Below are 23,218 nucleotides of genomic sequence, written 5' to 3' on the forward strand. Positions count from 1 at the left end.
GGGGCGCGCCCCGGCATCCGCGTTTCCGGGCCGCCCTACTGCACCCGTCCCCCATGGCACCCCCGGTACGACTCCCCGGACCCGCACCAGCACTCCGCGCTCTTCGCCGGCGGCCACGGCACCGCGCGGCCCCGCGCGGCCAGGGTCGTCGCGTACTGGGGGAGGAGGTCCGGGTCGGCCGGGGAGGCGGATTCGGAGGCGGCGAAGGCTTCGTAGGAGGGGACCGTGCCCCGGACGATGCCGAGGTTCGGGGTGCCCGCCGACTGGAGGTCGCGCAGGGCCGTCTCCAGGCGGGCCAGGTGGTCCGGGTGGGAGGCGTACTCGCTGCCCAGGCTCGGGTACGCGGTGAGGAGTTCGCGGAACTCCGCCGCCGGCCAGTGCAGCACCGCCACCGGGAACGGGCGGGACAACGCCGTGCGGTACGTGCCCAGTTCGGCGCGGAGGCGGGTGATCTCGGCGCGCAGCTCGCCCGGGTCGGAGGAGCCCAGGGACCACAGGCGCTTCGGGTCGTGGAGCTCGTCCAGCGGGACCGCCGCGGTGTGCAGCGTGTCCGCCAGCTCGTCCCAGGCGTCGTGCCCGACGCCCATCAGGCGGCGCACCCGGTGGCGGCCGGTCAGCAGCGACTGGGTCGCGTACGGGACCTCCTCGCCCGGGGCGATCAGCAGGCGCAGGGCCGTGGAGAAGAGGTCGTGCGCCGCTTCCAGCTCGTCGTGGGCCTCCAGCGTCTCGGCCGCGATCTCCCACGGGGCCGCCTCCTGCGGGGCCGCCACGCGGACGCCGTCGATCAGCGCGCGGGCCTCCGCCTCGTGGCCGTACTCCCACAGGTTCGCGGCGCTGAGCGCCTTCACCAGGTGCGGGTGCTCGGTGCGGGGGTCGCCGAGCAGGTCGTCGTAGAGCGTCGTGGCACGGGCGCGGTCGCCGCCGAGTTCCAGGTGGGCCGCGGCCTGGAGGAGCAGCGGCTCGTGGTCCTCGGGGTACTGCGCCGCGGTGCGGAGCAGACGCTCGGCTTCGGAGATGTGGTCGGCAGGAGTGTCGGGGCGCATGCACCACACCGTACTGCTGTGCGGGCGCGTGACGGCGGGAACGGGTCCGCCCGGGTGGGGACGGCACGGGGCCGGTTCTGTGTGCGCCGCCGACCCTCTAACGTGTCTCCACGTGCTCAGACGACGTCCGCAGTTGTTGTGGTTGCTGGTCCCCTACGTGCTCTACCTCGGGGCGCTGCCGTTCGTGAACCGGGTGAGACCTGTCGTTCTCGGGCTGCCGTTCCTCTTCTTCTGGCTGCTCGGGGCGACCCTGCTGACCCCCGTCGCCGTGTGGCTGACCCGGCGGGGTGACCGCCGGTGAACGCCGCCGTCGCGACCTCCGTCTTCGGGGTCTTCATGGTCGCCACCGTCGCCCTGGGGCTGCTCGCCGTACGCGGCAGGCGCGGCGGCGGGGGCGGGCTCGCCGAGTGGTCGGTGGGCGGGCGCAGTCTCGGCACCGTCTTCATCTGGGTGCTGATGGCCGGCGAGGGCTACACCAGCTTCAGCTACCTCGGCGCCGCCGGCTGGGGCTACAACTACGGGGCGCCCGTCCTCTACGTCGTCGCGTACATGTCCTGCGGGTACGCCGTCGGCTACGTCGTCGGGCCGATGCTCTGGGCGTACGCGCGCAAGCACGGCCTCGTCGGGATCACCGACATGGTGGCGCACCGCTTCGGGCGGCCCTGGCTCGGCGCGCTCGTCGCCGTCCTGGCGACCGTGTTCCTGCTCCCGTACATCCAGCTCCAGATCACCGGCATGGGCGTCGTCGTCTCCACGATCTCGTACGGGGCGATCAGCCTGAACTGGGCGTACTTCATCGCCTTCGCCGTCACCACCGGCTTCGTCGTCGTCAGCGGGCTGCGCGGCAGCGCGTGGGTCTCCGTGCTGAAGGACCTGCTGGTCATCGTCACGCTCGGCTTCCTGGCGGTCTACGTGCCCGTGCACTACTTCGACGGCTACGGACCCTTCCTCGACCGGCTCGTCAGCGAGAAGAGCGAGTGGCTGACCTTCCCCGGCCACGGGGACAGCGGGCTCGGGCAGGCGTGGTTCATCACCACGTCGTTCCTGAACTCGCTCACCGTCGTGATCTTCCCGACCACCGTCGCCGGCTACCTCGGCGCGAAGAACGCCGACGTGCTGCGCCGCAACGCGATGTGGCTCCCCGCCTACAACGTGCTGCTCTTCGTCCCGATGCTGCTCGGCATGGCGGCGCTGTTCGTGGTGCCGGGGCTGGTCGGCGCCGAGTCCAACCTCGCTCTCTTCAAGCTGGTCACGGACTCGCTGCCGGCCTGGTCCGTCGGGGTCATCGGGGTCGCCGCCGCGCTCTCCTCGATCGTGCCCATGGCCGTGTTCATGCTGGTCATCGGCACGATGTGGGGCCGTAGCGTGCTCTCGCTCGTGCCCCGCTGGGAGCGCCGGCAGAAGGGCGCCGCGCAGCTGGTCGTCGTGGTCGCGGGCGCCCTGGCGCTGCTGCTCACGTACACCGCGCCCAACACCCTCGTACGCCTCTCGCTGATCTCGTACGAGGGAATGGCGCAGCTGCTCCCCATGGTGCTGCTGGGGCTGATGTGGCGGCGGCTGACGCTGCTCGGGGCGCTGTCCGGGCTGGTCGTCGGGGTCGGGGTGGTGTGCGGGTTCGTGTTCACGGAGCACGATCCGGTGTGGGGCGTGAACGCGGGCATCGTCGCCCTCGCCGTCAACCTGGCCGTCGCGCTCGCGGTGACGTACGCCGGTCCGCGCGAGCGCGACGCACGGCCGGACGACGAGGTACTGGCCCGGGACGAACTGGAGGCGGACCGCGTGGTCGTCAACGCACGTTGACCCGTTCGGCCGGTCGTGTATAACGGATGGACCGACAGGAGCGGATACGGAAGGGAGGCACCGCCCATGGACCGCGACACCATCAGCCGCGTACGCGACGGTCTCTCCCGCGTCCTGCGCCCCGCCGGGCTGCTCCTCTTCCTCCTCACCGAGGTGCTCCTCGCCGAGGGCGGCAGCCTCTCCGCCGCCGTCGCGCTCGCCGCCACCGCGGCCGCCGGCACCGCGTTCGTCGCCTGCTCGGTCATCAGCGCCCGCTGCGCCGCCCCGGTGCCCCGCACCCGGGTGCGTACGGCCATGCGCGACCGGGAGAAGCGCACCGCGTTCCTTCCGCAACGGGACCCGGACGCCCAGGGGCGCCGTCGTCCCCGAGCGCCGGGCCGTGCCCTCCTGACGGCCGCGTAGGGGTACGCCCTTCCCGAGGAAGCCCTCTCGCGGACCCGTCACGCCGAATCAACATTCCCGGCACGACGAGACCCCCGGAGGGCTCACCCATGTCCGCCTTCATGTCCGCTTTCGCCAGCCTGGTCGGCGCCTTCGCCGACCTGCTCCACCCGCTCTTCCAGAACGCGTCCACCGCCGCCGCGATCGTCCTGTTCACCGCGCTCGTCCGGCTCGCCGTGCACCCGCTCTCGCGGGCCGCCGCACGCGGGCAGAAGGCCCAGCGCCGGCTCCAGCCGCAGATCGCCGAGCTGCGCAAGAAGCACGGCAAGGACCGCGAGCGGATGCAGAAGGCGCTCATGGAGCTGCACCGCGAGGAGAAGGTCTCACCGTTCTCCGGCTGCCTGCCGAGCCTCCTCCAGATGCCGGCGTTCTTCCTGCTCTACCACCTCTTCTCCAGCCAGAAGATCGGGGACGAGGCGAACTCGCTCCTCGGCCACCAGCTCTTCGACGCACCGCTCGGTGAGCGCTGGCACGACGCGCTCGCGCACGGCGGGATGTTCGGCGCGCAGGGCCTCGTCTACCTCGGCCTCTTCGCGATCGTGGCCGCCGTCGCCACCTTCAACTACGGGCGCACGAAGCGCCAGATGGCCGCCAACCCGGTCACCCCGCCCGCCGGGCCCGACGGACAGCCCGTGCCCGGCATGGGGGCGATGAACCGGCTCATGCCGCTGATGTCCTTCTTCACCCTCTTCACCGTCGCCTTCGTGCCGCTGGCCGCCGCGCTGTACGTGGTCACCAGCACCACCTGGACCGCGATCGAGCGGGCATTCCTGTACCGCGACATGCCCGCTCCGGGCGCCGCGGTCGCCACGGCCGCGTAACCGGTCCGGACCGGCACCGGTCCAGGTTGTGAACAGGGTCTTGCGGAGTGATCGGATGTCTTGGAGGATCGGACAAGCCTGCGATGGCCGCCACCCATCCGACGGGCCTGATCCCGACCGAGGAGAACGACTCTTGAAGCTGCTTCGTGTGGGTACGGCGGGCGCGGAACGACCGGCGCTGCTGGACGAGGACGGAACCCTGCGTGACCTGTCGGGCGTCGTCCCCGACATCGACGGCGCCCTGCTCGCCGACGAGGACGCGCTCGCCCGGGTGCGGGCCGCCGCGGCCGCGCCCGGCGGGCTGCCGGCGCTCGACGCCGAGGGGCTGCGGGTGGGCCCGCCGCTCGCCCGGATCGGCAAGATCGTGTGCATCGGGCTGAACTACCACGACCACGCCACGGAGACCGGGGCCCGGATCCCGGACGAGCCGATCCTGTTCTTCAAGGCCCCGGACACCGTCGTCGGGCCCGAGGACACCGTGCTCGTGCCGCGCGGCAGCGTGAAGACCGACTGGGAGGTCGAGCTCGCCGTCGTCATCGGCCGCACCGCGCGCTACCTGGAGACGGCCGAGGAAGGACTCGCCCACGTCGCCGGGTACGCGGTCGCGCACGACGTCTCCGAGCGCGAGTTCCAGATCGAGCGCGGCGGCACCTGGGACAAGGGCAAGAACTGCGAGACGTTCAACCCGCTCGGCCCCTGGCTCGTCACCGCCGACGAGGTCCCCGACCCGCAGGCCCTCCCGCTGAAGCTCTGGGTCAACGGCGAGCTGAAGCAGGACGGCACCACCGCCGAGCAGATCTTCCCGGTCGGCGAGGTCGTCCGCTATCTCAGCCACTTCATGACGCTCTACCCGGGCGACGTCATCAACACCGGCACCCCGGCCGGTGTGGCCATGGGGCAGCCCGAGCCCAAGCCGTACCTGCGGGCGGGCGACGTCGTGGAGCTGGAGATCGACGGGCTCGGCCGGCAGCGGCAGGAGCTGAAGGACGCGTAGAGCGTCGCGATACATCGGAGGGGTGGGGTCCGTTCGTACGCGGACCCCACCCCTCCCCGCGTGTCAGCCGTCGATGCGCGACACGAACTGCTCCAGCGCCTCCACCACCAGCGCGTGGTCCTCCGCCTGCGGCAGCCCCGACACCGTCACCGAGCCGATGACGCCCGCGCCCTCGACCGCGATCGGGAACGAGCCGCCGTGCGCCGCGTACACGTCCGGGTCCAGCCGGGACGCCTCGTCGAACGTCGTCCCCTTCGCCCGGAACCGCGTCCCCACCAGGTACGAGCTCTCCCCGTACCGCTCGACCACCCGGCGCTTGCGGTCGATCCACGCGTCGTTGTCCGCGCTCGAACCGGGCAGCGCCGCGTGGAACAGCTGCTGCGCCCCGCGCCGGATGTCGATCGCGACCGGGGCGTGCCGTTCCCGGGCCAGCGCGACCAGCAGCCCGCCGAGCGCGTAGGCGTCGTCGTAGCCGAAGTGCGGCAGCGTCAGCCGGCGCTCCTGGGCGATCAGCTCGGAGATGGTCGGAGCGGTGGGGTTCATACGGGCTGCTCCTCGGGGGCGTGGGCGGGCGGGGGTACGGAGGCGCCGGCGGGCCGCAGGGTGACGGTGACCCCTTCGCGGGCCGAGCGGCGGGCCGCCTCCAGGACGTCCAGGGCCTCGGCGGCCTGAAGGGCGGTCACCGGATTGTCGCCCGTCCCGCGCAGCGCGTCCGTGACCGCCGCGTAGTACGCCGGGTAGTCGCCCGGGAGCGTACGGACCGGGGTGCCGCCGCCCGTGAGCGGGGACTCGCCCGCGCCGAGCCGGCCCCACAGCTCCTCGTCCTCCTCGCCCCACGGCTCGCCCCGGGTCGGCCGGGCGCCCTCGCGCAGGGCGGCCTCCTGGGGGTCGAGGCCGTACTTCACGAAGCCGGCGTCCGACCCGAGCACCCGGAAACGCGGGCCGAGCTGGGCCGTCGTGGCGCTCACGTACAGGTGCGAGCGGACCCCGGAGGCGTGGGTGACCGCCACGAACGTGTCGTCGTCGGCCGCCGCGCCCGGGCGTCGCAGGTCCGACTCCGCGTACACCTGGGCCGCCGGGCCGAACAGGGCCAGCGCCTGGTCGACCACATGGCTGCCCAGGTCGTACAGCAGCCCGCCGATCTCGCGCGGGTCGCCCGACTCGCGCCAGCCGCCCTTCAGCCGCGGGCGCCACCGCTCGAAGCGGGACTCGAAGCGCTGGACCTCGCCCAGGGCGCCGTCCGCGAGGAGCGCGCGCAGGGTGAGGAAGTCGTTGTCCCAGCGGCGGTTCTGGAAGACCGAGAGCAGCAGCCCGCGCTCATCGGCCAGCGCCGCCAGCTCGCGCGCCTCGGCCGCCGTGCCCGCGACCGGCTTGTCCACGACCACCGGAAGCCCGGCCTCCAGGGCCGCCCGCGCGAGCGGTACGTGCGTCCTGTTCGGCGACGCGATCACGATCAGGTCCAGCTCGTCCGCCCGCCGCCACAGCTCGTCCGGCGAGGCGGCGAACCGTACGTCGGGGAAGGCGGCGCGGGCCTCGGCGCGGCGCTCCTCGTCGCGGGTGACGACCGTGTCCAGGACCAGTCCTTCGGTGGCCGTGATCAGCGGGGCGTGGAAGACGGACCCCGCCAGGCCGTAGCCGACGAGTCCGACGCGCAAGGAGGTCATGGGTCCCACTTTGGCAACGCTGTTGCCAAAGTGCAAGCGCGGGCCACAATGGGTGCGTGAACAGGAGCAGCACCGGCGTGAACCTCCCCGCCCTGCGCAGCCACAACGCGGCCCTCGTCCTCGACCTGCTGCGGGTGGCCGGCGAGGGCGGCATCAGCCGGCTCGAACTGGCCGAGCGCACCGGGCTCACCCCGCAGGCCGTCAGCAAGATCACCGCCCGGCTGCGCGCCGAGGGCCTGGCCGCCGAGGCGGGCCGCCGCGCCTCCACGGGCGGCAAGCCGCGGACCGTGCTGCGGCTCGTCCCCGGGGCCGGGCACGCGGTGGGGCTGCACCTGGACCGCGACGGGCTGACCGTGGTCCTGGTCGACCTCGCGGGCACGGTCGCCGGGAGCCGTACGGCCCCGCTGGACTTCGGGGCCCCGGCGGACGAGGTGCTGACGGCCGCCGCCGGGGCGGTCGCCGCCGTGCGGGGGGACGGGGCGCTGCCGTTGCTCGGGGTGGGCGTCGCGGTCCCGGGGCCGCTGGACCACCGGGGCGGGGTGCTGCACCGCGTCACGGGGTTCCCGCAGTGGGACGGCTACCCGCTGCGCGACGCGCTCGCCGCCCGGACCGGGCTGCCCGTGGTCCTCGACAAGGACACCAACGCCGCCGCGCTCGGCCTCGCCCTCGGCGCGGAGGGCCCCGCCGACTTCGCGTACCTCCACCTCGGCACCGGCCTCGGCGCGGGGCTCGTCCTCGGCGGGGCGGTGCACCGGGGGGAGCGGACCGGGGCGGGCGAGTTCGGGCACCAGACCGTGCAGCTGGACGGCCTCCGGTGCGGCTGCGGCGGACGCGGCTGCCTGGAGGCGCTGTGCCTGGCCGCCGTCCGCGGGGGCGACGCGGCCGAGGCGGCACGGGTTCTCGGGACCGGAGCCGCCAACCTCGTCGGGCTGCTCGACATCGACCGCGTGGTCCTGGGCGGCCGCACGGTCGCCGCCGACCCCGACACGTACGTACGCGGGGTGCGCGCGGTCCTGGACGAGCGCTCCCGCCGCGACGGGGCGCGCGGCACCCCGGTCCCGGTCACCGCCCACCGCGCGGGCGACCGCCCGGTCGCGGAGGGCGCGGCGCAACTGGTGCTGGCCCCGCTGTTCGGCCGGGTGGACGCCGCGGGGGCGCCTGCGGCGGGCTGACCCGGGCCGCTGCCGGGGAGCACGCCGCGCCACCCGCCGCCCACGGACCGGCCCCCGCCGCCCACGGCCCCCGCCGCCCCCGGACCGGCGCCGCCATCCCCGGCCCCGCGCCGCCGTCCGGGGGGGTCCCGCGCCGCCGTCCGGGCGGGCCCCCGGCACGCCTGCGGCGGACGCTCGCGCGCGCGTGGCAGGGTCGGCCACCCCGAGGGGTGTCCGGAGCCGCGCCGCCCGCGGCGCCCCGCACCCCGACCGGCCGTTGCCGTACGAAGTGGAGGCTGCCCCGCCATGCCCCCCGAACCTGCCGAGCCCACCGAGACCACCGAACCCCCCGGGGCCGGCCGCACCCGGCACGGCCTCGCGCTCGGGCTCGCCGCCGCGAGCGTGATGCCCGTGGTCCTCGGCGGGGCGACCGCGTCCGCCGCCCCGCAGCGCAGCCCGGTCACGGGTCCGGCCACCCGGCTGACCCCGGCCGCCGCGCCCGGTTCGGCCACCGCCGACCAGCAGCCCGCCTGCGGCGACCCCGCGTCGGCCGGCTTCCCCATCGACACCCGGATCCACGGCGGACCCGACACCTACGCGTCCGGCGGCGGCTACGGCACCTGGTTCCTGGACCTGACGAACACGACGACCGAGTCCTGCCGGGCGATCCACCCCGTGCTCGTCCTCACCGACGAGGAGCGGGCGCTGACCTCGGACCAGATCCAGCTCCAGTTCTCGGAGCGCGCCCACCCCGGGGTCGAGCACCGTGTGACCTGGGAGACGACCGACCGGGACGAGCACATCGGGGTCTTCGGCGGCGAGGACGACGACGCCTTCCCCGGGTTCACCGTGCCCGCCGGACGCACCGTCACCGTCCAGGTGCGGCTGGCCTTCACCTCCGACACGAGCCCCGGCCGGATCACCGCGAACGCCGCGGTCGTCCAGCGGCGGGGGAGCGGCTCGGGGGGCGACGGGGAATGGGTCGGTGAGTCCGAGGACTACCCGTTCTCCGTGGTCGAGCCCGACGAGGACGGCACCGGCACCGGTGAGGCGGACGGCGACCGCGAGAGCGCGGACGGGACGGCCCGGGAACACGTGGGCGGCACCGGCGAGCACGAGGAACGCGAGGAAGAGGGGAGCGGCACGGTGAAGGGCAAGGGCGACGAGGGGTACGCGGACCCCGGCAGGACCGGCACCACCCGGCGGCCCGTCCCGCCCGGCACCGACCCGGCGGGGGTCCCGCAGCTCGCCGACACGGGCATCTCCGTCCCCGTACCGCTGCCCGCCCTGACCGTCTCCGGGTTCCTGATCGGCGGCGGCGCGATGGTGCTGGCGACCCGCAGGACACGCCGCCCGCACCACTGATCATCAGGTGGTCAGCCAGTACCTGTACGTCGAACAGTCGGCCTAAACTCGGGGGCGTCGGCGCTGCACAACGCGGTGCCGCCGGCGTCCCCGCACCTGGCGTACGGCAACTGGAGTCCCACATGGCAGAGCGCAAGCCGATCTCGTCCTGGCTGACCGACATGGACGGGGTCCTCATCCACGAGGGCACCCCGATCCCCGGCGCCGACGCCTTCATCAAGCGGCTGCGTGACTCGGGACTGCCCTTCCTGGTCCTGACCAACAACTCGATCTACACCGCCCGCGACCTGCACGCCCGGCTGAAGCGCATGGGCCTGGACGTGCCCGTGGACAACATCTGGACCTCCGCCCTCGCCACCGCCCAGTTCCTGGACGACCAGCGGCCCGGCGGCACGGCGTACGTCATCGGCGAGGCCGGGCTCACCACGGCCCTGCACGACATCGGGTACGTGCTCACCGACCACGACCCCGACTACGTGGTGCTCGGCGAGACGCGCACGTACTCCTTCGAGGCGCTCACCAAGGCGATCCGGCTGATCAACGCCGGGGCCCGGTTCATCTGCACCAACCCGGACGAGACCGGCCCGTCCGCCGAGGGCCCGCTGCCCGCGACCGGTTCCGTCGCCGCCCTGATCACCAAGGCGACCGGCAAGGCCCCGTACTTCGCGGGCAAGCCGAACCCGCTGATGATGCGCACCGGGCTCAACGCGATCGGTGCGCACTCCGAGTCCAGTGCCATGATCGGCGACCGGATGGACACCGATGTGCTGGCGGGTCTGGAGGCGGGCATGCAGACGTTCCTGGTGCTCACCGGGCTGACCACGGTCGCGGACATCGACAAGTACCCGTTCCGGCCGTCCACGGTCGTGGACTCCATCGCGGACCTGGTCGACCTGGTGGCCCTGGGCTGACACCGGAGCCACGCGGGGGAGCGGGCCCGGCCCGCGTCCGCTCCCCACTCCACCGGCCCAGCGCCCCCGCGCTGCGGATGCGGAACACGTCCGCAGGAGTGAAGCTCTCCTCAGGAGGTTCACGATGCGTTCCATACCGCTCACGTTCTGTGCCGCCGCACTGGCCGCGGCGACCCTGGTGCCGATCCCCTCGGCACTGGCCGAATCCGGCTCCGGCCACGAGGACTCCCGGCCCCGCGCCGCCCTGTCGGTCTCGCCGTCGTCCGCCGCCCCGGGCGCCGAGGTCGAGCTGGAGCTGTCCGGCTGCAAGGCCAAGGAGGCCAAGGGGAGCTCCGACGCCTTCGTCTCCGAGGCGCGGTTCTCGTCCGGCGGCGACCGCACGCTCTACGCCGAGGCCCGCGTCCGGGCGGACGCCGAGCCGGGCGACTACGACGTCCAGGCGGTCTGCGACAAGCACACCCGGGTGACCGCAACCCTCACGGTCGTGCACCGCGAGCGGCCCATGCCCGTCGCCCCGGTCCACGCGGGCGGCGGAGGCACCGCCGTACTCGCGAGCGAGACCGCCGAGCAGGACGGCCCCGGCACCACCCACGAGGTGATCGGCCTCGGTCTGGCCGCCGTCGCGGCCGTTGCCGTCGCGTTCCGCAGCGTGCGCCGTCGCCGTCCGGCGGCCGACTGACATGTCCGCACCGGAGGAGGCGGCGGGGCGCGGCAGGCTGCTCACCGGAGTGACCTGGGCCGTCATCCTGCTGGGCCTGTGGCTCTGGGGCCGCGGGATCACGGACGGCTCGGGCATCGGCTCGGCCCCGACCACCGGTGACGTCGCCGCGGTCGGGCGCCCGCTCGGCGTGCCGCTGCCCCCGGCGCACGCGCCGATCGCCGGCGTCGCCCCGAAGAGCGTCGAGATCCCCTCGATCGGCGTCCGGGCCCCCGTCGTCTCCCGGGGCCTGGACGCGGAGGGCGCCATCGAGCCGCCGTCCTTCGAGGCGCCCCAGACGGTCGGCTGGTACGGCGACGGCACCCGGCCCGGCGCCGAGGGACCGGCCCTGTTCGTCGGCCACGTCGACACCGAGACCAAGCCCGCCGTCTTCTACGGGCTCAGCGCGGCGCGCCCCGGCGCGAAGGTCGACGTGACGCGCACGGACGGCACGGTCGCCGAGTTCACCATCGACGACGTGCAGGTCCTCACCCGTGCCCGGTTCGACGCCCAGAAGGCGTACGGGCCCCGCAAGGACGGGCGGGCGGAGCTGCGGCTGATCACCTGCGGCGGAACGTACGACCAGAAGTCCCACTCGTACACCGCGAACGTGATCGTCTCGGCCTACCTGACCGCGGAGAAGGGTGCGGAGAAGACCGCGGCCGAGGCGGCCTGATCCGGACGAGAGGCACCGGTACCCCGCCCGGCCGCAGCCCGTTCCCCGGGCTGCGGCCGGGCCGGTCCTCGACCGCGGTGCGCGGGCCGCGGGAGTGGCCCGGCGCGGACACGGGAGGTCGGCGGCGTCCGGGTCCGCCGCACCCCCACTGTAGGGGGAGGCTCCCCGCCCGCCCAGCCGCATTCTGACGGTACGTCGATAACCGGTCACCCTCCGCACGCGGTGAAGCGGTTGCGGAAGCGCATCGGAGAACGACCAAGGCCCCCTCGCGCGAAGCGAGGGGGCCTTGGCTGTGCGTGCGCCGCCAGGGACTCGAACCCCGGACCCGCTGATTAAGAGTCAGCTGCTCTAACCAACTGAGCTAGCGGCGCCTGCTGACCTGGAAAACTCTACCCGATCCCGAGCGGTGCTCCGGACCATCCCCCTCGACTTACCGGCCTGTCGGATGGTCGTTTTTTCCCTTCTATCCGTCAAACTGCGGTATGTCGTGACGTATGACACGACCATTGCCACGCTGACGCCCGAGCAGATGCGCCCGAGGAACTTGACCACTGCGGAGGGGAATCGCATGACTGTGCCGGCCTTCGAGGAGTACGTACCCGCCATCGACTGCCCCTGTCCCGGCTGCGCCGACCGGCGGCGGACCGCCGCCGGACTGCCCGTGCGGAACGGGGGGCACCCGGCCGCGCACGGCGCGCGGCGCGCGATGGTGCTGGTCACCGCCGCCGGGGTGGTGCTCGGTGGCGGGGCCGCGGAGTCCGCCGGAGCGCCCGCCGACCCCGCTCCGGTGCCCGGCGCGGGGGTGCCGACCGGCATCGGACCGCTGCCGGACAGCCCTCAGGGCCTCCCGGGCCCGCTGCGCGGGACCGGCTCGCCGGGGCCGGCGGCCGCCCAGGCCGCGGCGGCCGAGCCGCGGGCGACGACCCGGACCGAGATCATCGACCGCGCGAAGAAGTGGGTGGCCGCGCAGGTCCCGTACAGCATGTCGGCGTACTGGTCGGACGGGTACCGGCAGGACTGCTCCGGCTATGTGTCGATGGCCTGGAACCTGCCGGGCAACGAGTGGACCGGCAGCCTCGCCGCATACGGCACCCGCATCGCCCGCGAGGACCTCCAGCCCGGCGACATCCTGCTCTTCCACAACCTCGCCGACCCCGGGAACGGCTCCCACGTCACGATTTTCGGCGGCTGGACCGACGGCACCCACACCCACTACACGGCGTACGAGCAGACCAAGCCGCACACCCGCAAGCAGACGACGCCCATGGCGTACTGGACCAACTCCGCGAGCTATGTCGCCTACCGCTACAAGGGCCTGAGCACGGGGAAGTCCGGCAGCGAGGCCGCCGGGGACCCGTTCCCCGGTGTGGCGGAGTTCGGGCCCCGCACGCACAACGCGTACGTGACCCGGCTCGGCGCGATGCTCGTCGCCCGGGGAGGCAAGCGCTTCTACAAGATCGGCCCCGACCCGGTCTGGACCGACGCCGACCGCCGGGCCACCCGGGCGTTCCAGCAGGCCCAGGGGTGGAAGGGCGCCGAGGCCGACGGCATCCCCGGCCCCCACACCTGGAAGCTGCTGGTGACCGGAACCGGCCGCGACATCCCCGCGGCGAGCGGGCAGAGCGGCCCGAAAGCGGCTCCGGCCTTCCCCGGACGGGGTTATTTCCGGCCGGGTCGGTCGAACGGCCATGTCGACAGGCTCGGAAAACAGTTGGTGAAGAAGGGGTACGGCGCGCACTACCGGCTGGGTCCCAGCCCCCGGTGGACCGAGGCGGACCGGCGCAATGTCGAGACCTTCCAGAAGGCCCAGGGCTGGCGGGGGGCGGAGGCCGACGGCTATCCGGGCCCGGAGACCTGGCAGCGACTCTTCGCGTGACACGACGGACATGACGGAGGCGGAAATGCGATCCACGGTGGCGGACAGCTCCGGAAACCCGGAGAACGGCCAGGAGACGGAGTACGGGACGGTCCCGGTGCGGGAATGGGTAGGCCCGGGCGGAGCGGGCAGCGTCACGGACGCGTGGGCGGCGGGGGCCGCGGCGGAGGAGCCGCTGGTCGCCGAGGGGCTGCCGGTGCGGGGCGCGACCCCGGCCGCGCCCCGCACCCCGGAGCCACCTCCCCTCTTCCGGCCGGTGTCGGTGTCGGTGCCCTCGGACGACGAGGTGGTGGTCCAGGTCGCGGAACCGGAGGAGGCGGCCGCTCCGGATCGCGGGGGTGACGCGGATTCCGATTCCGTCGTCGATCTGGTGCTCGACCTCCGGTCGGGCGAGGAGGACCGCGGGGCCTCGCTCGGTGCCACCTCGGCTTCGGTGACGGTGCCGGCCGGGGTTCGCGCGGAGGAGCCCGCGGACGCGGTGCCGCAGGACGCGGTTCTGCACGCCGCGGTCCCGCAGGACGCGGCTCCGCAGGACGCGGTGCCGGAGGACGCGCGTCCTGCGGAGACGCCCGCGCCGGACCTCGTGAAGGACGCCGCCCCGAAGGACGCCGCCCCCGTCGCGGAGGCGCCCCGGTCCGAGCCGGCCCTCGCCCTCACCGGGGCCCGCGTGCCCGGGCCGGACGTCGCGTCCCGCCCCGACCCGGTCCGGGACAGCGGCCGCCACCAGGCGGTCATCGCCAACGAGCGCACCGCGTCCATCCCCGTACACCTCCTCTTCCGCGAGGACCCGCGCGCCGGTGCCGCCGCCGTGCCGCCCACCGTCGTGCGCCCGGCGGGCGGCGAGCCCGGGGCGGGCGTGCGGCGGCCGCCCGTGCCGAGGACGCCGATGGTGCGGCCCTCGACCCGGCCCGCCCCCGACGCCGACCCCCGGCTGCGCGAGCGGCCCGGGCCCGCGCTGCCCGGCTGGGTCGCGCTGCTCACCGGCTTCGGCGGGATCGCGGTGGCCGGCGGCGTGCTGTGGTGGACCGGGGTGGTCCCGGCCGCCGTGCTCGCCCGGGTCGGGCTCGGCCCACGGCCGTACGACGGGCTGCCCACCGGCGCGTGGGCGGCGCTCGTGTTCCTGGGAGCCGTGGTGCTCTTCGCGGCCGGCGGTCTGACCAGGGGCCGGGTCGGCCACGCCTGGGTGCTCTCGCTCTTCGGGCAGTACCGGGGCAGCGTGCGGCGGACCGGGCTGATGTGGATCAGCCCGCTGCTGCTGCGCCGCCGGATCGACGTACGGCTGCGGCACTGGCGCAGCGAGCCGCTGCCCGCCGTGGACGCGAACGGCACGGCGCTGCGGGTCGTCGTCCAGGTGGTGTGGCGGGTCAAGGACACCGTGAGGGCGGCGCTGGGGATCGAGGACCACGAGGCATACCTGCGCGAGCAGGTCGAGGCCGCGATGGCCCGGGTCCTGTCCCAGCTGCCCGCCGACGCCTTCCACGAGGACGCGCACACCCTGCGCAACGCGGAGGCGGTCGGCGACGCGCTGACCCGGATGCTGAAGGCGGACTGCGAGCCGGTCGGCGTCGAGGTGTACTCGGCCCAGCCGACCGGGCTCGAGTACGCGCCGGAGGTGGCGGCGGCCATGCAGCGGCGCCGGATCGCGGCGATCGACGCGCAGCACCGGGACAGCGTGCTGACCTCGGTCGTGGACGCGGTCGACGACACCGTCAGCCGGCTCACCGAACGGGGCCTCGTGGAGCTGGACGACTACGAACGGAAGGCGCTGGTCAAGGACTTGACGGTGGCGTTCTACACCGGGCGGACCGGGGGCGACGGCTCCTGAGGATGCGCGGGGGGAGGTTCCGGGCAACCGGAATCCCGCGCTCATTGGTCTGGACATGGTCAAGGCGCGGCAATAATCTAAGCCTTGGTCTAGACCGCAGATCACGCGTACGCAGCAGTGCTCATGGAATCCCCTCCCCCCACGATCCGAGGAGCGACATCACATGCGTATGAAGGCAAGCGCGGCCCTGGTCGGCCTTGCGGTAGCGGGCGTCTCGATGTTCGCGACGAGCAGCGCCAGCAGCCACGGCTACACGGACAACCCGATCAGCCGTCAGAAGCTGTGCGCCAACGGCACGGTGACCGGCTGCGGCAACATCCAGTGGGAGCCGCAGAGCGTCGAGGGCCCGAAGGGCTTCCCGGCGGCCGGGCCGGCCGACGGAAAGATCTGTTCCGGGGGCCACGGCGAGTTCGCCCAGCTGGACGACCCGCGCGGCGGCAACTGGCCCGCCACCAAGGTGACGGCCGGTCAGGGCTTCAGCTTCCGCTGGCAGTTCACCGCCCGCCACGCCACGACGGACTTCCGGTACTACATCACCAAGGACGGCTGGGACCCCACCAAGCCGCTCACCCGGGCCGACCTGGAGCCGCAGCCCTTCATGACGGTGCCGTACGGCGGCAAGCAGCCCCCGGCGACCCTGACCCAGCAGGGCACCATCCCCACCCAGAAGTCGGGGAAGCACATCATCCTGAGCGTCTGGAACATCTCGGACACGGCCAACGCGTTCTACGCGTGCTCGGACGTCCAGTTCTGACGTCCGGTTCCTCCGCCCGGCGTGACCGTGCGGCGTGAACGACGTGCTGCCGGCGGGCAGCACGGCGAACCCCGGGGAGTCCAAGGACACCCCGGGGTTTCGCTGTGCCGGTACGGGCCGGGCCACGGTCAGACCTGGGCCGGGACCGGAGTCACGCCCGGGGCCTCGGCCGCCGGGGCCTGCCGGGTCGCCCGGCGCAGCAGGGTCGCCGCGAGCACCGCACCGGTGAGCAGGATCAGGGACCCGGTCACCGAGGCGTACCGCATGCTGTGGACGAACGCGTCCCGGCCGATCGCGATCAGGGAGTCGTCACCGGTGGTCAGCGCGCCCGGCAGGGTCTTGCGGGCGACCTCGGGGGCCGAGGCGGGCATGTCCGCCCGGTAGACCGCGGTGGCGACGGCACCCAGGAGGGCCATGCCCAGCGCCCCGCCGAACTCCTGCCCGGTCTCCAGGAGCGAGGCGGCCGAGCCGGCCTTCTCCGGCGGGCTGACGGCCATCGCCATGTCCGAGACGAGCGCCATCACCGCGACGATGCCGCTGCTCATCACGGCCGACCCGATCAGCAGCAGGACCAGCGACTCGGCCCCGGCCAGGGTGAAGACCCCGAATCCCGCCGCGCCGACGGTGAAACCGCCGCAGACCACGTACGCCCGTGGGACCCGCTGGGCGAGCGCGGTCGCCGCCGGGGCCGCCGCACCCACCGCCAGGGACGGGGCCAGGCTCCACAGCGCGGCCTCCATCGTGCTCATGCCGAGCACCGACTGCAGGTACTGGGTGGTGAAGAAGGCCGAGCCCATCATCGCGAAGGCGGCCAGCGCGTTGAGCCCGATCCCGACCCCGAAGCCCCGGCCCCGGAACAGCTCCCGGCTGATCATCGCGTCGGAGCGGGTGCGCTGGCGGCGGACGAAGACCCAGCCGACGGCCAGCCCGGCCGCGATGACGAGGGCCCGCTCGGCGTCGAGCCCGTGCGCGGCGCTCTCCTTGATGCCGTAGACCACCGGCAGGACCGTACCCATGGACAGCGGGACGCTGAGGAAATCGAAGCGGCCCGGGTTCGGGTCCTTGAACTCCGGCACCAGCAGCGGCACGAGCACCAGCAGCAGCACCATCGCGGGCACGTTGATCAGGAAGACCGAGCCCCACCAGAAGTGCTCCAGCATCACCCCGCTGAGCACTGAACCGAGCGCGATGCCGCCGGCCATGGCGCCCGACCAGATGCCGATCGCCTTCGCCCGCTGCTGCTCGTTCCGGAACATGTTGCGCACGAGCCCGATCGTCGAGGGCATCAGCGTCGCCCCACCGATGCCGAGGACCGCCCGGGCCGCGATCAGCATCTCCGGGCTGTTCGCGTAGGCGGCGCAGACCGAGGCGGCGCCGAAGGCGAGCGCCCCGATCATCAGCAGCTTCCGGCGCCCGATGCGGTCGCCCAGGGAGCCCATCGTGATGAGGAGGCCGGCCAGGGCGAAGGCGTACACGTCGAAGATCCACAGCTGCTGGGTGGCGCTGGGGGCGAGGTCCCGGTCGATGGACGGGATCGCGAAGAAGAGGACGGAGACGTCCATCGAGACGAGGAGGAGAGGGAGGAGCAGGACCAGGAAGGCGGTCCACTCCCGACGTCCGGCGAGTGCGCCGGAGGCGGCGGTGGTGCTCGTGGGGTTCGTCATGGCAAGGAATATACGGACGTTTAAAACAAGTGTCTAGTACGTTTGTGTAAAACGTTCGTACATGACTGCGGGCAGCGCAAAACACACGAGGCGGTCTCCGTGGATACGGAAACCGCCTCGTGCGTTGTCTGTGCGCCGCCAGGGACTCGAACCCCGGACCCGCTGATTAAGAGTCAGCTGCTCTAACCAACTGAGCTAGCGGCGCCTGCTGACGTGAAAATAATACCTGGTCCGGAGGGGTGCTGATGACCGGCCGCCGCGCAGCCCCGCCGGCCGGTCCTACAGGGCCAGCGACAGCAGCATCGGGGCCGCGCGCCGGTTCAGTGCGTCCGCCGCCGCGCGCAGCCGGTGCGCGTCCTTCACCGGCATCGACAGCGCCAGGCAGCCCGCCGACGACCCGGCCGTCAGCGGCACCGCCGCGCACACCGTGCCCACCGCGTACTCCTGGAGGTCGAGCACCGGGACCGTGGCCGGCTGGCTGTCCAGCTTGGAGAAGAGGACCTTCTCGCTGGTGATCGTCCGCGAGGTCAGCCGGGGCGTCTTGTGCCGGGCGATGTGGTCGCGCCGGCCGTTCTGGTCGAGCTGGGTCAGCAGGCACTTGCCGATCGCCGAGGCGTGCGCCGCCGACCTGAAGTCCACCCACTCGTTGACCGCCGGGGTGAGCGGGCTGTCGGCGTACTGCGTGACGCGGATCTCGCCGTCGACGTACCGGCTGATGTAGACCGCCGCGCCCACCGAGTCGCGGAGCTGGGCCAGGGTCTGCTGGAGCTTGGACTCCAGGGCCTGACGGCGGGCCGCACCCGAGCCGAGGAGCAGCAGCGAGGCGCCGATGACGTACGCCCCGTCGGTGACCTGCTCCACGTAACCCTCGCGGCGCAGCGTCAGCAGCAGGGAGGTGAGGTGGCCGGCGGGCAGCCCCGTCTCCCGGGAGAGCTGGGTCCCGGTGACCCCGCTGCCGTGCTTGGAGACCGTTTCGAGAACGCGAAGGGCGTACTGCACCGAGTGGAACGGCGCGGTCGGTTCGGGCTTCAACACCACGGATTCCCCCTGCCAGTCGGGACCGGAGGCCGGTCCGCGGGCCGTCGGCCTCGCCACCACGATAGCCGCCTACGGCCTGTTCAGGGCGGTGTGCGGCGGACTCGTGGGTGCGCCCCGGCGCTGTCAGCAGGGGCGCACCCGTATGGCATATGCCACCGTCATGCGCGCGCGACGGATGCCGAGGTCACAGCACTGCGTTGAGGAATTCGCGCGTGCGTTCGTGCGAGGGATCGGAGAAGATTTTTTCCGGCGAACCGGACTCCACGACCCGTCCGGCGTCGAACATCAGCACCTTCTCCGAGACGTCCCGGGCGAAACTCATCTCGTGGGTCACGCAGACCATCGTGATGTCGGTGTTCCTGGCGATGTCCGTCAGCAGCTCCAGCACCCCCGCCACCAGCTCCGGGTCGAGCGCGGAGGTCACCTCGTCCAGGAGCAGGATCTCCGGCTCCATCGCCAGCGCGCGGGCGATCGCGACCCGCTGCTGCTGCCCGCCGGACAGCTGCGAGGGGTGCGCGTCGACCTTGTCGGAGAGCCCGACCAGGTCCAGCAGCTCCCGGGCCCGGGTCTCCGCCTTGTCCCGGTCCATGCCGAGGACGTTGACGGGCGCCTCGGTGATGTTCTGGAGCACCTTCATGTTGGGGAAGAGGTTGAACTGCTGGAAGACCATGCCGATCTTCCGGCGGGCCGCGCGCAGGTGCTTCTCGGACGCCGGCTTCAGCGAGCCGTCCGGCGCCCGGATGTGCGTCAGCGGCTCGCCGTTGATCCAGATCACGCCGTCGCTGACCCGCTCCAGCGTCATCAGCAGGCGCAGGATCGTCGTCTTGCCCGAGCCGCTGGGCCCGATCAGGGTGACGTGCTCGCCGCGCTCGACCGTGAAGTCCAGCTCGTCCAGGACCGTGTGGTCCCCGTAGCGCTTGACGACCTTGTCGAAGCGGACGAGCGGGTGCCCGTCGTCCTTGGACACGGCGACGGGCACGACGTCCTCGGGGGCCGTGGCCGCGTTCTTCTGCAGGGGGAGGGGCTCAGTGGCCAAGGCGCTTCTCCAGCTTCCTCATCAGGAGGGACGTGGGGTAGCTCGCGACCAGGAAGATCAGGCCGGCGAGCGTGAACACCTCGGTGTACACGAAGTGGTTGGTGCCGTAGTCGCGTGCCTCGAAGACCATCTCGTGCACGGTGATCACGGCGAGGAAGGGTGTTTCCTTGAACATCGAGATCGCGTAGTTGCCCAGCGCGGGCACCACGTTGCGCACGGCCTGCGGCAGGATCACCGCCTGCCAGGTCCGCCGGGGCGTGAGCGACAGCGCCCGGCACGCCTCCCACTGCCCCTTCGGCACGGCGTCGATCCCGGCGCGGTACACCTCGGAGGTGTACGTGGCGTAGTGGACGCCGAGCACCACGATGCCGACGGTCAGCGGTTCCACGGAGGTGAACAGGGCCGCCGCGCCCACCAGTTGCACGATCAGCGGGGTTGAGCGGATGAACTCCATCACCGCCTTCACCGGCACGGTCACCAGCCGGCTCGGGGCCCGCCCGGCGACCGCGATGGCCAGCCCGAGCACCGCGGCGACCAGGGTGCCGAACACCGTGGCCAGCAGGGTCGTCCAGAAGCCGTCCAGCAGCAGGGGGAACGCGTCGCCGACGGCGCCCCAGTCGAAGTCCTGGTTCACCTGGCACCTCCGGCCTGGGCGGCGGACACGGCGCTACGGGGCTTCAGCAGGCTCTTCCCGCCCGCCGCGAGACCGAGTCGCCGCTTGGCGGACCGCTCCAGCAGGTTCATGAGCAGGGTCAGCGCGTAGGCCAGGACGAAGTAGCAGACCAGCAGCGTCGCGTAGGCGGTGAGGGTCTCGCCCGTACGGCTGCGCAGCTTCTCGATGGCGGTCATCAGGTCCGCCGCCGAGATCAGCCACAGCAGCGGGGTCGCCTTCAGCAGCTGGATCAGCAGGTTGGTGAACGACGGGATCATCTGCACCCACGCCTGCGGCAGGATCACCTTGCGCATCCGGTGCAGCGGCGACATGTTCAGCGCGAGCGCCGCCTCGTACTGCCCGCGTGGCACGGAGTTGACCGCGCCGCGCACCACTTCGGCGCCGTAAGCCCCATAGTTGAGGCCGAACGCGAGCACCCCGCAGACGACCGGCGTCAGTTCGTACCCGGTCAGCTGCGGCATCGCGTAGTACAGCCAGAACAACTGGACGTACAGCGAGGTGCCGCGGAAGAACTCCACCACCACGCGGGAGACCCCGCGCGACAGCATGAGCCGGCTGAGCGACATCAGGCCGAGGACGAACGACAGGAGCAGCGCCGCCAGGGCGCCGAACACCGTGGCCTCCAGGGTCACCCACAGGCCGGACCGCAGCTGCGGCAGATCGTCGGCGAAGGCCGAGAAGAAATCATTCATGCGGTGGGTACCGTCCCCGTCAGCCCTTGCACAGATCGGCCGTCTTCAAGGTGGCCGGCGGCAGTTCGGTCGCGCCGAAGCCGTAGTCGCGCAGCAGCTCCAGATAGCGCGACTTGTCGGCGACGATCTTCTTCAGCTCGCGGTTGAAGGCGTCGCGCAGCTCCTCGTTGCCCTTGCGGAACACCGCGCCGCCGGGGCTGTACTGCTTCTCGCCGTCCAGCTCGGGCAGGAAGGCCTCGGTGACCTCGGTGCCCTCGTTGGTCTTGGCGAGCCAGCGCAGCGAGATCCCGGTCAGCAGGAACGCGTCGACCCGGCCGCCCTTGACCGCGTCCGCGCCGTCCTGCGGCTTCTGGAGCGTCTTGATCCGGCTTTCGGGGATGCCGGCGCCCTTGGCGTACGAACCCTCCACCGCGCCCGCCATCACGCCGATGGTGATTCCGGCGGCCTTCGCGGAGGCGAGGTCGGTGACCTTCTTCGGGTTGCCCTTCTTCACCATCATCGCGGTCGGCGAGATGAACTCCGGCTCGGAGAAGAGGGCGTTGGCGCAGCGCTCCGGAGTGATCGCCATGCCGGCGCTGACCACGTCGTACTTGCCGGCCTGGAGGCCGGGGATCAGGCTGTCCCACTCCGAGAGGGTGGGCTTCAGCTCGTCGACACCGAGGGCCTTGAAGATCTCGCGGTGCAACGTGGGCGCCTCGCCCTTGAGTTCCTTGCCCTCCATGTAGCCGTACGGTGCCTCGTCGGCGTAGGCGACCCGTACGAAGCCCTGCTTGCGGAGCTTTGCCAGCGCGCCTTCGCCGTCGGCGGAGCCCTCACCGGTCTTGCTGCACGCGGCGAGGAGGCCGGGGACGACGAGCAGACCGCCCACCGCTGCCGATCGGTTGAGGAATCCCCGGCGGGACAGGTTCGGGAAGTCAGCCATGGTTCGCAATCTCCTGAAGCAGTCGAACAGTCCGGACAGGCTTGGCGCCTGCCCGATCCGGGACTTCTATTCAGGAAGAAGGCGCATGTAATCGAACGGTGGCCGGAGGGTGACCTTCCCGTGTCCGCGAGCAGGACGGTAGGCGGAGATTGCGCGGGGATGTCCCGTAACCCGGCTCCGTACCGCGACGGGTGCCCGCGCGGCCGCCGTTCATGCGCGCCGGGCCGTCGTGTCCGCGTGCTCGGAGCGATAACCGGGCCGGATGGCGGAATACTGGAACAGGAGCGGGGAAACCGGTCAGTGCCGCCGCGGTCCCGCGCGGCACAGACGCAGGCGCAGAGAGCAGGCGCAGAGAAAGGGTGGACATGACGACCGTCGGATTCCTCTACCCGGGCCACTTCGCCGAGGACGACTACCCGCGCATGGAGATCCTCCTCGACAGCACCATCAGACTCGTCGTCCACCACACCGACAGCCCGGACGCCGCCTACCGCGAGGAGGCCCTGAGCGCGCTGGGCACCCCCGGCCGGCTCGCCGCGGGCATCGAGGAGCTGCAGCGCTCGGGGGTCCAGTCCATCGTCTGGGCCTGCGACGGCGGCAGCTTCCTGTACGGGTGGCAGGGCGCCCACGACCAGACCGCGGCCCTCGCCCGGGCGGCGGGCGTGCCCGCGTCCAGCACCTCGATCGGCTTCGTGCACGCGGTACGGAAGCTGGGCGCCGAGCGCGTCGCGGTCGCCGCGACCTACCCGGAGGCGGTCGCCGAGCGGTTCGCCGCGTTCCTCCGGGAGACCGGCATCGAGGTGACCGGCACCCACGCGGCGGGCATCACCGAAGCCGCCGTGGCCGCCTCCTGGAGCGCGGAGCAGGTGCTCGAACTGGCCAGGGCCGCCGACCGCCCCGAGGCCGAGGCCGTCCTGATCCCCGACACGGCCCTCCACACCGTCTCCCACCTCCCCGAGCTGGAGGAGGCGCTCGGAAAGCCCGTCCTCACCGCGAACCAGGTGGCGGCCCGCGAGGCCCTGCGGCTGGCCGACCGCCCGGCCTGGGCCCCGAGGCTCGGCACGCTCTTCGCCCATCGCGAGCAGCCGCCGGCCCCGGTGAGCCGGGGGAGCGGACGGGCGTACGCGCACGGCAGGAAGAGCTTGTAGGGGCGCGCCCGGAACCGAGGCCCGGAA

General features: G+C 72.8%; 23 protein-coding genes and 2 tRNA genes. 14 read left to right on the forward strand and 11 right to left on the reverse strand.

All coding sequences use genetic code 11. The features are described 5' to 3' along the window. Positions 1-35: 35 nt before the first annotated feature. Complete coding sequence (locus tag ABZ565_RS12645) at positions 36-1,043, reverse strand: SEC-C domain-containing protein (RefSeq protein WP_361024331.1); 1,008 nt, start codon at positions 1,041-1,043, stop codon at positions 36-38. Positions 1,044-1,185: 142 nt separating this feature from the next. On the opposite strand from ABZ565_RS12645, the gene ABZ565_RS12650 reads away from it, so the two are divergent. The 5 genes from ABZ565_RS12650 (at position 1,186) to ABZ565_RS12670 (ending at position 5,099) form a co-directional block, all read left to right on the forward strand. After that, positions 1,186-1,344 carry a DUF3311 domain-containing protein gene (locus tag ABZ565_RS12650; RefSeq protein ID WP_018105675.1) on the forward strand — a complete coding sequence of 53 codons (159 nt, stop codon included), beginning with the start codon at positions 1,186-1,188 and terminating at the stop codon, positions 1,342-1,344. Beyond that, on the forward strand, positions 1,341-2,843 hold the full coding sequence (locus tag ABZ565_RS12655; RefSeq protein ID WP_361024334.1) for a sodium:solute symporter family protein: 1,503 nt from the start codon (positions 1,341-1,343) through the stop codon (positions 2,841-2,843). Before ABZ565_RS12650 ends, ABZ565_RS12655 begins: the two co-directional genes overlap by 4 nt. Before the next feature lie 66 nt (positions 2,844-2,909). Continuing rightward, complete coding sequence (locus ABZ565_RS12660) at positions 2,910-3,245, forward strand: DUF6412 domain-containing protein (RefSeq protein WP_361024337.1); 336 nt, start codon at positions 2,910-2,912, stop codon at positions 3,243-3,245. A gap of 89 nt (positions 3,246-3,334) precedes the next feature. Beyond that, the gene (locus ABZ565_RS12665; protein ID WP_361024340.1) at positions 3,335-4,105 is read left to right on the forward strand and encodes a YidC/Oxa1 family membrane protein insertase; all 771 of its coding nucleotides are present in this window, start codon (positions 3,335-3,337) and stop codon (positions 4,103-4,105) included. A 133-nt stretch (positions 4,106-4,238) separates the two neighbouring features. Further along, the gene (locus tag ABZ565_RS12670; protein ID WP_361024343.1) at positions 4,239-5,099 is read left to right on the forward strand and encodes a fumarylacetoacetate hydrolase family protein; all 861 of its coding nucleotides are present in this window, start codon (positions 4,239-4,241) and stop codon (positions 5,097-5,099) included. A gap of 63 nt (positions 5,100-5,162) precedes the next feature. On the opposite strand, the gene ABZ565_RS12675 is transcribed toward ABZ565_RS12670, so the two are convergent. Continuing rightward, positions 5,163-5,642 carry a heme-degrading domain-containing protein gene (locus ABZ565_RS12675; protein WP_073965042.1) on the reverse strand — a complete coding sequence of 160 codons (480 nt, stop codon included), beginning with the start codon at positions 5,640-5,642 and terminating at the stop codon, positions 5,163-5,165. Then, positions 5,639-6,763, reverse strand: a complete 1,125-nt coding sequence (locus ABZ565_RS12680; RefSeq protein WP_361024347.1) for a Gfo/Idh/MocA family oxidoreductase — start codon at positions 6,761-6,763, stop codon at positions 5,639-5,641. The genes ABZ565_RS12675 and ABZ565_RS12680 overlap by 4 nt, the downstream gene beginning before the upstream one ends. A gap of 56 nt (positions 6,764-6,819) precedes the next feature. Here ABZ565_RS12680 and ABZ565_RS12685 point away from each other — a divergent pair, with 56 nt between their 5' ends. The 5 genes from ABZ565_RS12685 (at position 6,820) to ABZ565_RS12705 (ending at position 11,563) form a co-directional block, all read left to right on the forward strand. Then, entirely contained in the window at positions 6,820-7,935 is a 1,116-nt protein-coding gene (locus tag ABZ565_RS12685; protein ID WP_361024350.1) for an ROK family transcriptional regulator, read from the forward strand. A 285-nt stretch (positions 7,936-8,220) separates the two neighbouring features. Next, positions 8,221-9,279 (forward strand): hypothetical protein, encoded by a 1,059-nt coding sequence (locus ABZ565_RS12690; protein ID WP_361024353.1) that lies wholly within the window; start codon positions 8,221-8,223, stop codon positions 9,277-9,279. Positions 9,280-9,401: 122 nt separating this feature from the next. Further along, positions 9,402-10,190, forward strand: coding sequence for an HAD-IIA family hydrolase (locus tag ABZ565_RS12695; protein WP_361024356.1), 789 nt, complete (start codon positions 9,402-9,404; stop codon positions 10,188-10,190). A gap of 124 nt (positions 10,191-10,314) precedes the next feature. Continuing rightward, positions 10,315-10,869: a hypothetical protein gene (locus ABZ565_RS12700; RefSeq protein ID WP_361024359.1), complete on the forward strand. Its 555-nt coding sequence runs from the start codon at positions 10,315-10,317 to the stop codon at positions 10,867-10,869. 1 nt (position 10,870) lies between these two features. Further along, positions 10,871-11,563, forward strand: coding sequence for a class F sortase (locus ABZ565_RS12705; protein ID WP_361024362.1), 693 nt, complete (start codon positions 10,871-10,873; stop codon positions 11,561-11,563). 297 nt (positions 11,564-11,860) lie between these two features. On the opposite strand, the gene ABZ565_RS12710 is transcribed toward ABZ565_RS12705, so the two are convergent. After that, positions 11,861-11,934 (reverse strand) — tRNA-Lys (locus tag ABZ565_RS12710). Between the two features lie 197 nt (positions 11,935-12,131). On the opposite strand from ABZ565_RS12710, the gene ABZ565_RS12715 reads away from it, so the two are divergent. The 3 genes from ABZ565_RS12715 (at position 12,132) to ABZ565_RS12725 (ending at position 16,018) form a co-directional block, all read left to right on the forward strand. After that, positions 12,132-13,439 (forward strand): peptidoglycan-binding protein, encoded by a 1,308-nt coding sequence (locus tag ABZ565_RS12715; protein ID WP_361024365.1) that lies wholly within the window; start codon positions 12,132-12,134, stop codon positions 13,437-13,439. Positions 13,440-13,464: 25 nt separating this feature from the next. Then, the gene (locus tag ABZ565_RS12720; protein ID WP_361024369.1) at positions 13,465-15,264 is read left to right on the forward strand and encodes an SPFH domain-containing protein; all 1,800 of its coding nucleotides are present in this window, start codon (positions 13,465-13,467) and stop codon (positions 15,262-15,264) included. A 163-nt stretch (positions 15,265-15,427) separates the two neighbouring features. Then, positions 15,428-16,018, forward strand: a complete 591-nt coding sequence (locus tag ABZ565_RS12725) for a lytic polysaccharide monooxygenase auxiliary activity family 9 protein (RefSeq protein ID WP_361024372.1) — start codon at positions 15,428-15,430, stop codon at positions 16,016-16,018. Between the two features lie 128 nt (positions 16,019-16,146). Here ABZ565_RS12725 and ABZ565_RS12730 read toward each other — a convergent pair whose 3' ends face one another. The 7 genes from ABZ565_RS12730 to ehuB all read right to left on the reverse strand — a co-directional run bounded on the left by ABZ565_RS12730 (position 16,147) and on the right by ehuB (position 22,043). Continuing rightward, on the reverse strand, positions 16,147-17,682 hold the full coding sequence (locus ABZ565_RS12730; protein ID WP_361024375.1) for an MFS transporter: 1,536 nt from the start codon (positions 17,680-17,682) through the stop codon (positions 16,147-16,149). A 131-nt stretch (positions 17,683-17,813) separates the two neighbouring features. Next, positions 17,814-17,887 (reverse strand) — tRNA-Lys (locus ABZ565_RS12735). Between the two features lie 74 nt (positions 17,888-17,961). Further along, positions 17,962-18,720, reverse strand: a complete 759-nt coding sequence (locus ABZ565_RS12740) for an IclR family transcriptional regulator C-terminal domain-containing protein (RefSeq protein ID WP_361024378.1) — start codon at positions 18,718-18,720, stop codon at positions 17,962-17,964. Positions 18,721-18,904: 184 nt separating this feature from the next. Continuing rightward, complete coding sequence (gene ehuA, locus ABZ565_RS12745) at positions 18,905-19,756, reverse strand: ectoine/hydroxyectoine ABC transporter ATP-binding protein EhuA (protein ID WP_361024381.1); 852 nt, start codon at positions 19,754-19,756, stop codon at positions 18,905-18,907. After that, on the reverse strand, positions 19,746-20,390 hold the full coding sequence (ehuD, locus tag ABZ565_RS12750; protein WP_361024384.1) for an ectoine/hydroxyectoine ABC transporter permease subunit EhuD: 645 nt from the start codon (positions 20,388-20,390) through the stop codon (positions 19,746-19,748). The genes ehuA and ehuD overlap by 11 nt, the downstream gene beginning before the upstream one ends. After that, complete coding sequence (gene ehuC, locus ABZ565_RS12755; RefSeq protein ID WP_361024387.1) at positions 20,387-21,121, reverse strand: ectoine/hydroxyectoine ABC transporter permease subunit EhuC; 735 nt, start codon at positions 21,119-21,121, stop codon at positions 20,387-20,389. Before ehuC ends, ehuD begins: the two co-directional genes overlap by 4 nt. A 19-nt stretch (positions 21,122-21,140) precedes the next feature. Further along, complete coding sequence (gene ehuB, locus ABZ565_RS12760; RefSeq protein WP_361024391.1) at positions 21,141-22,043, reverse strand: ectoine/hydroxyectoine ABC transporter substrate-binding protein EhuB; 903 nt, start codon at positions 22,041-22,043, stop codon at positions 21,141-21,143. Positions 22,044-22,408: 365 nt separating this feature from the next. Between ehuB and ABZ565_RS12765 the strand changes: the two genes are divergently transcribed. Next, complete coding sequence (locus ABZ565_RS12765; protein ID WP_361024394.1) at positions 22,409-23,191, forward strand: decarboxylase; 783 nt, start codon at positions 22,409-22,411, stop codon at positions 23,189-23,191. Positions 23,192-23,218 lie beyond the last annotated feature (27 nt).

The organism is Streptomyces sp. NPDC016469 (assembly GCF_040632905.1).
Classification (GTDB): domain Bacteria; phylum Actinomycetota; class Actinomycetes; order Streptomycetales; family Streptomycetaceae; genus Streptomyces.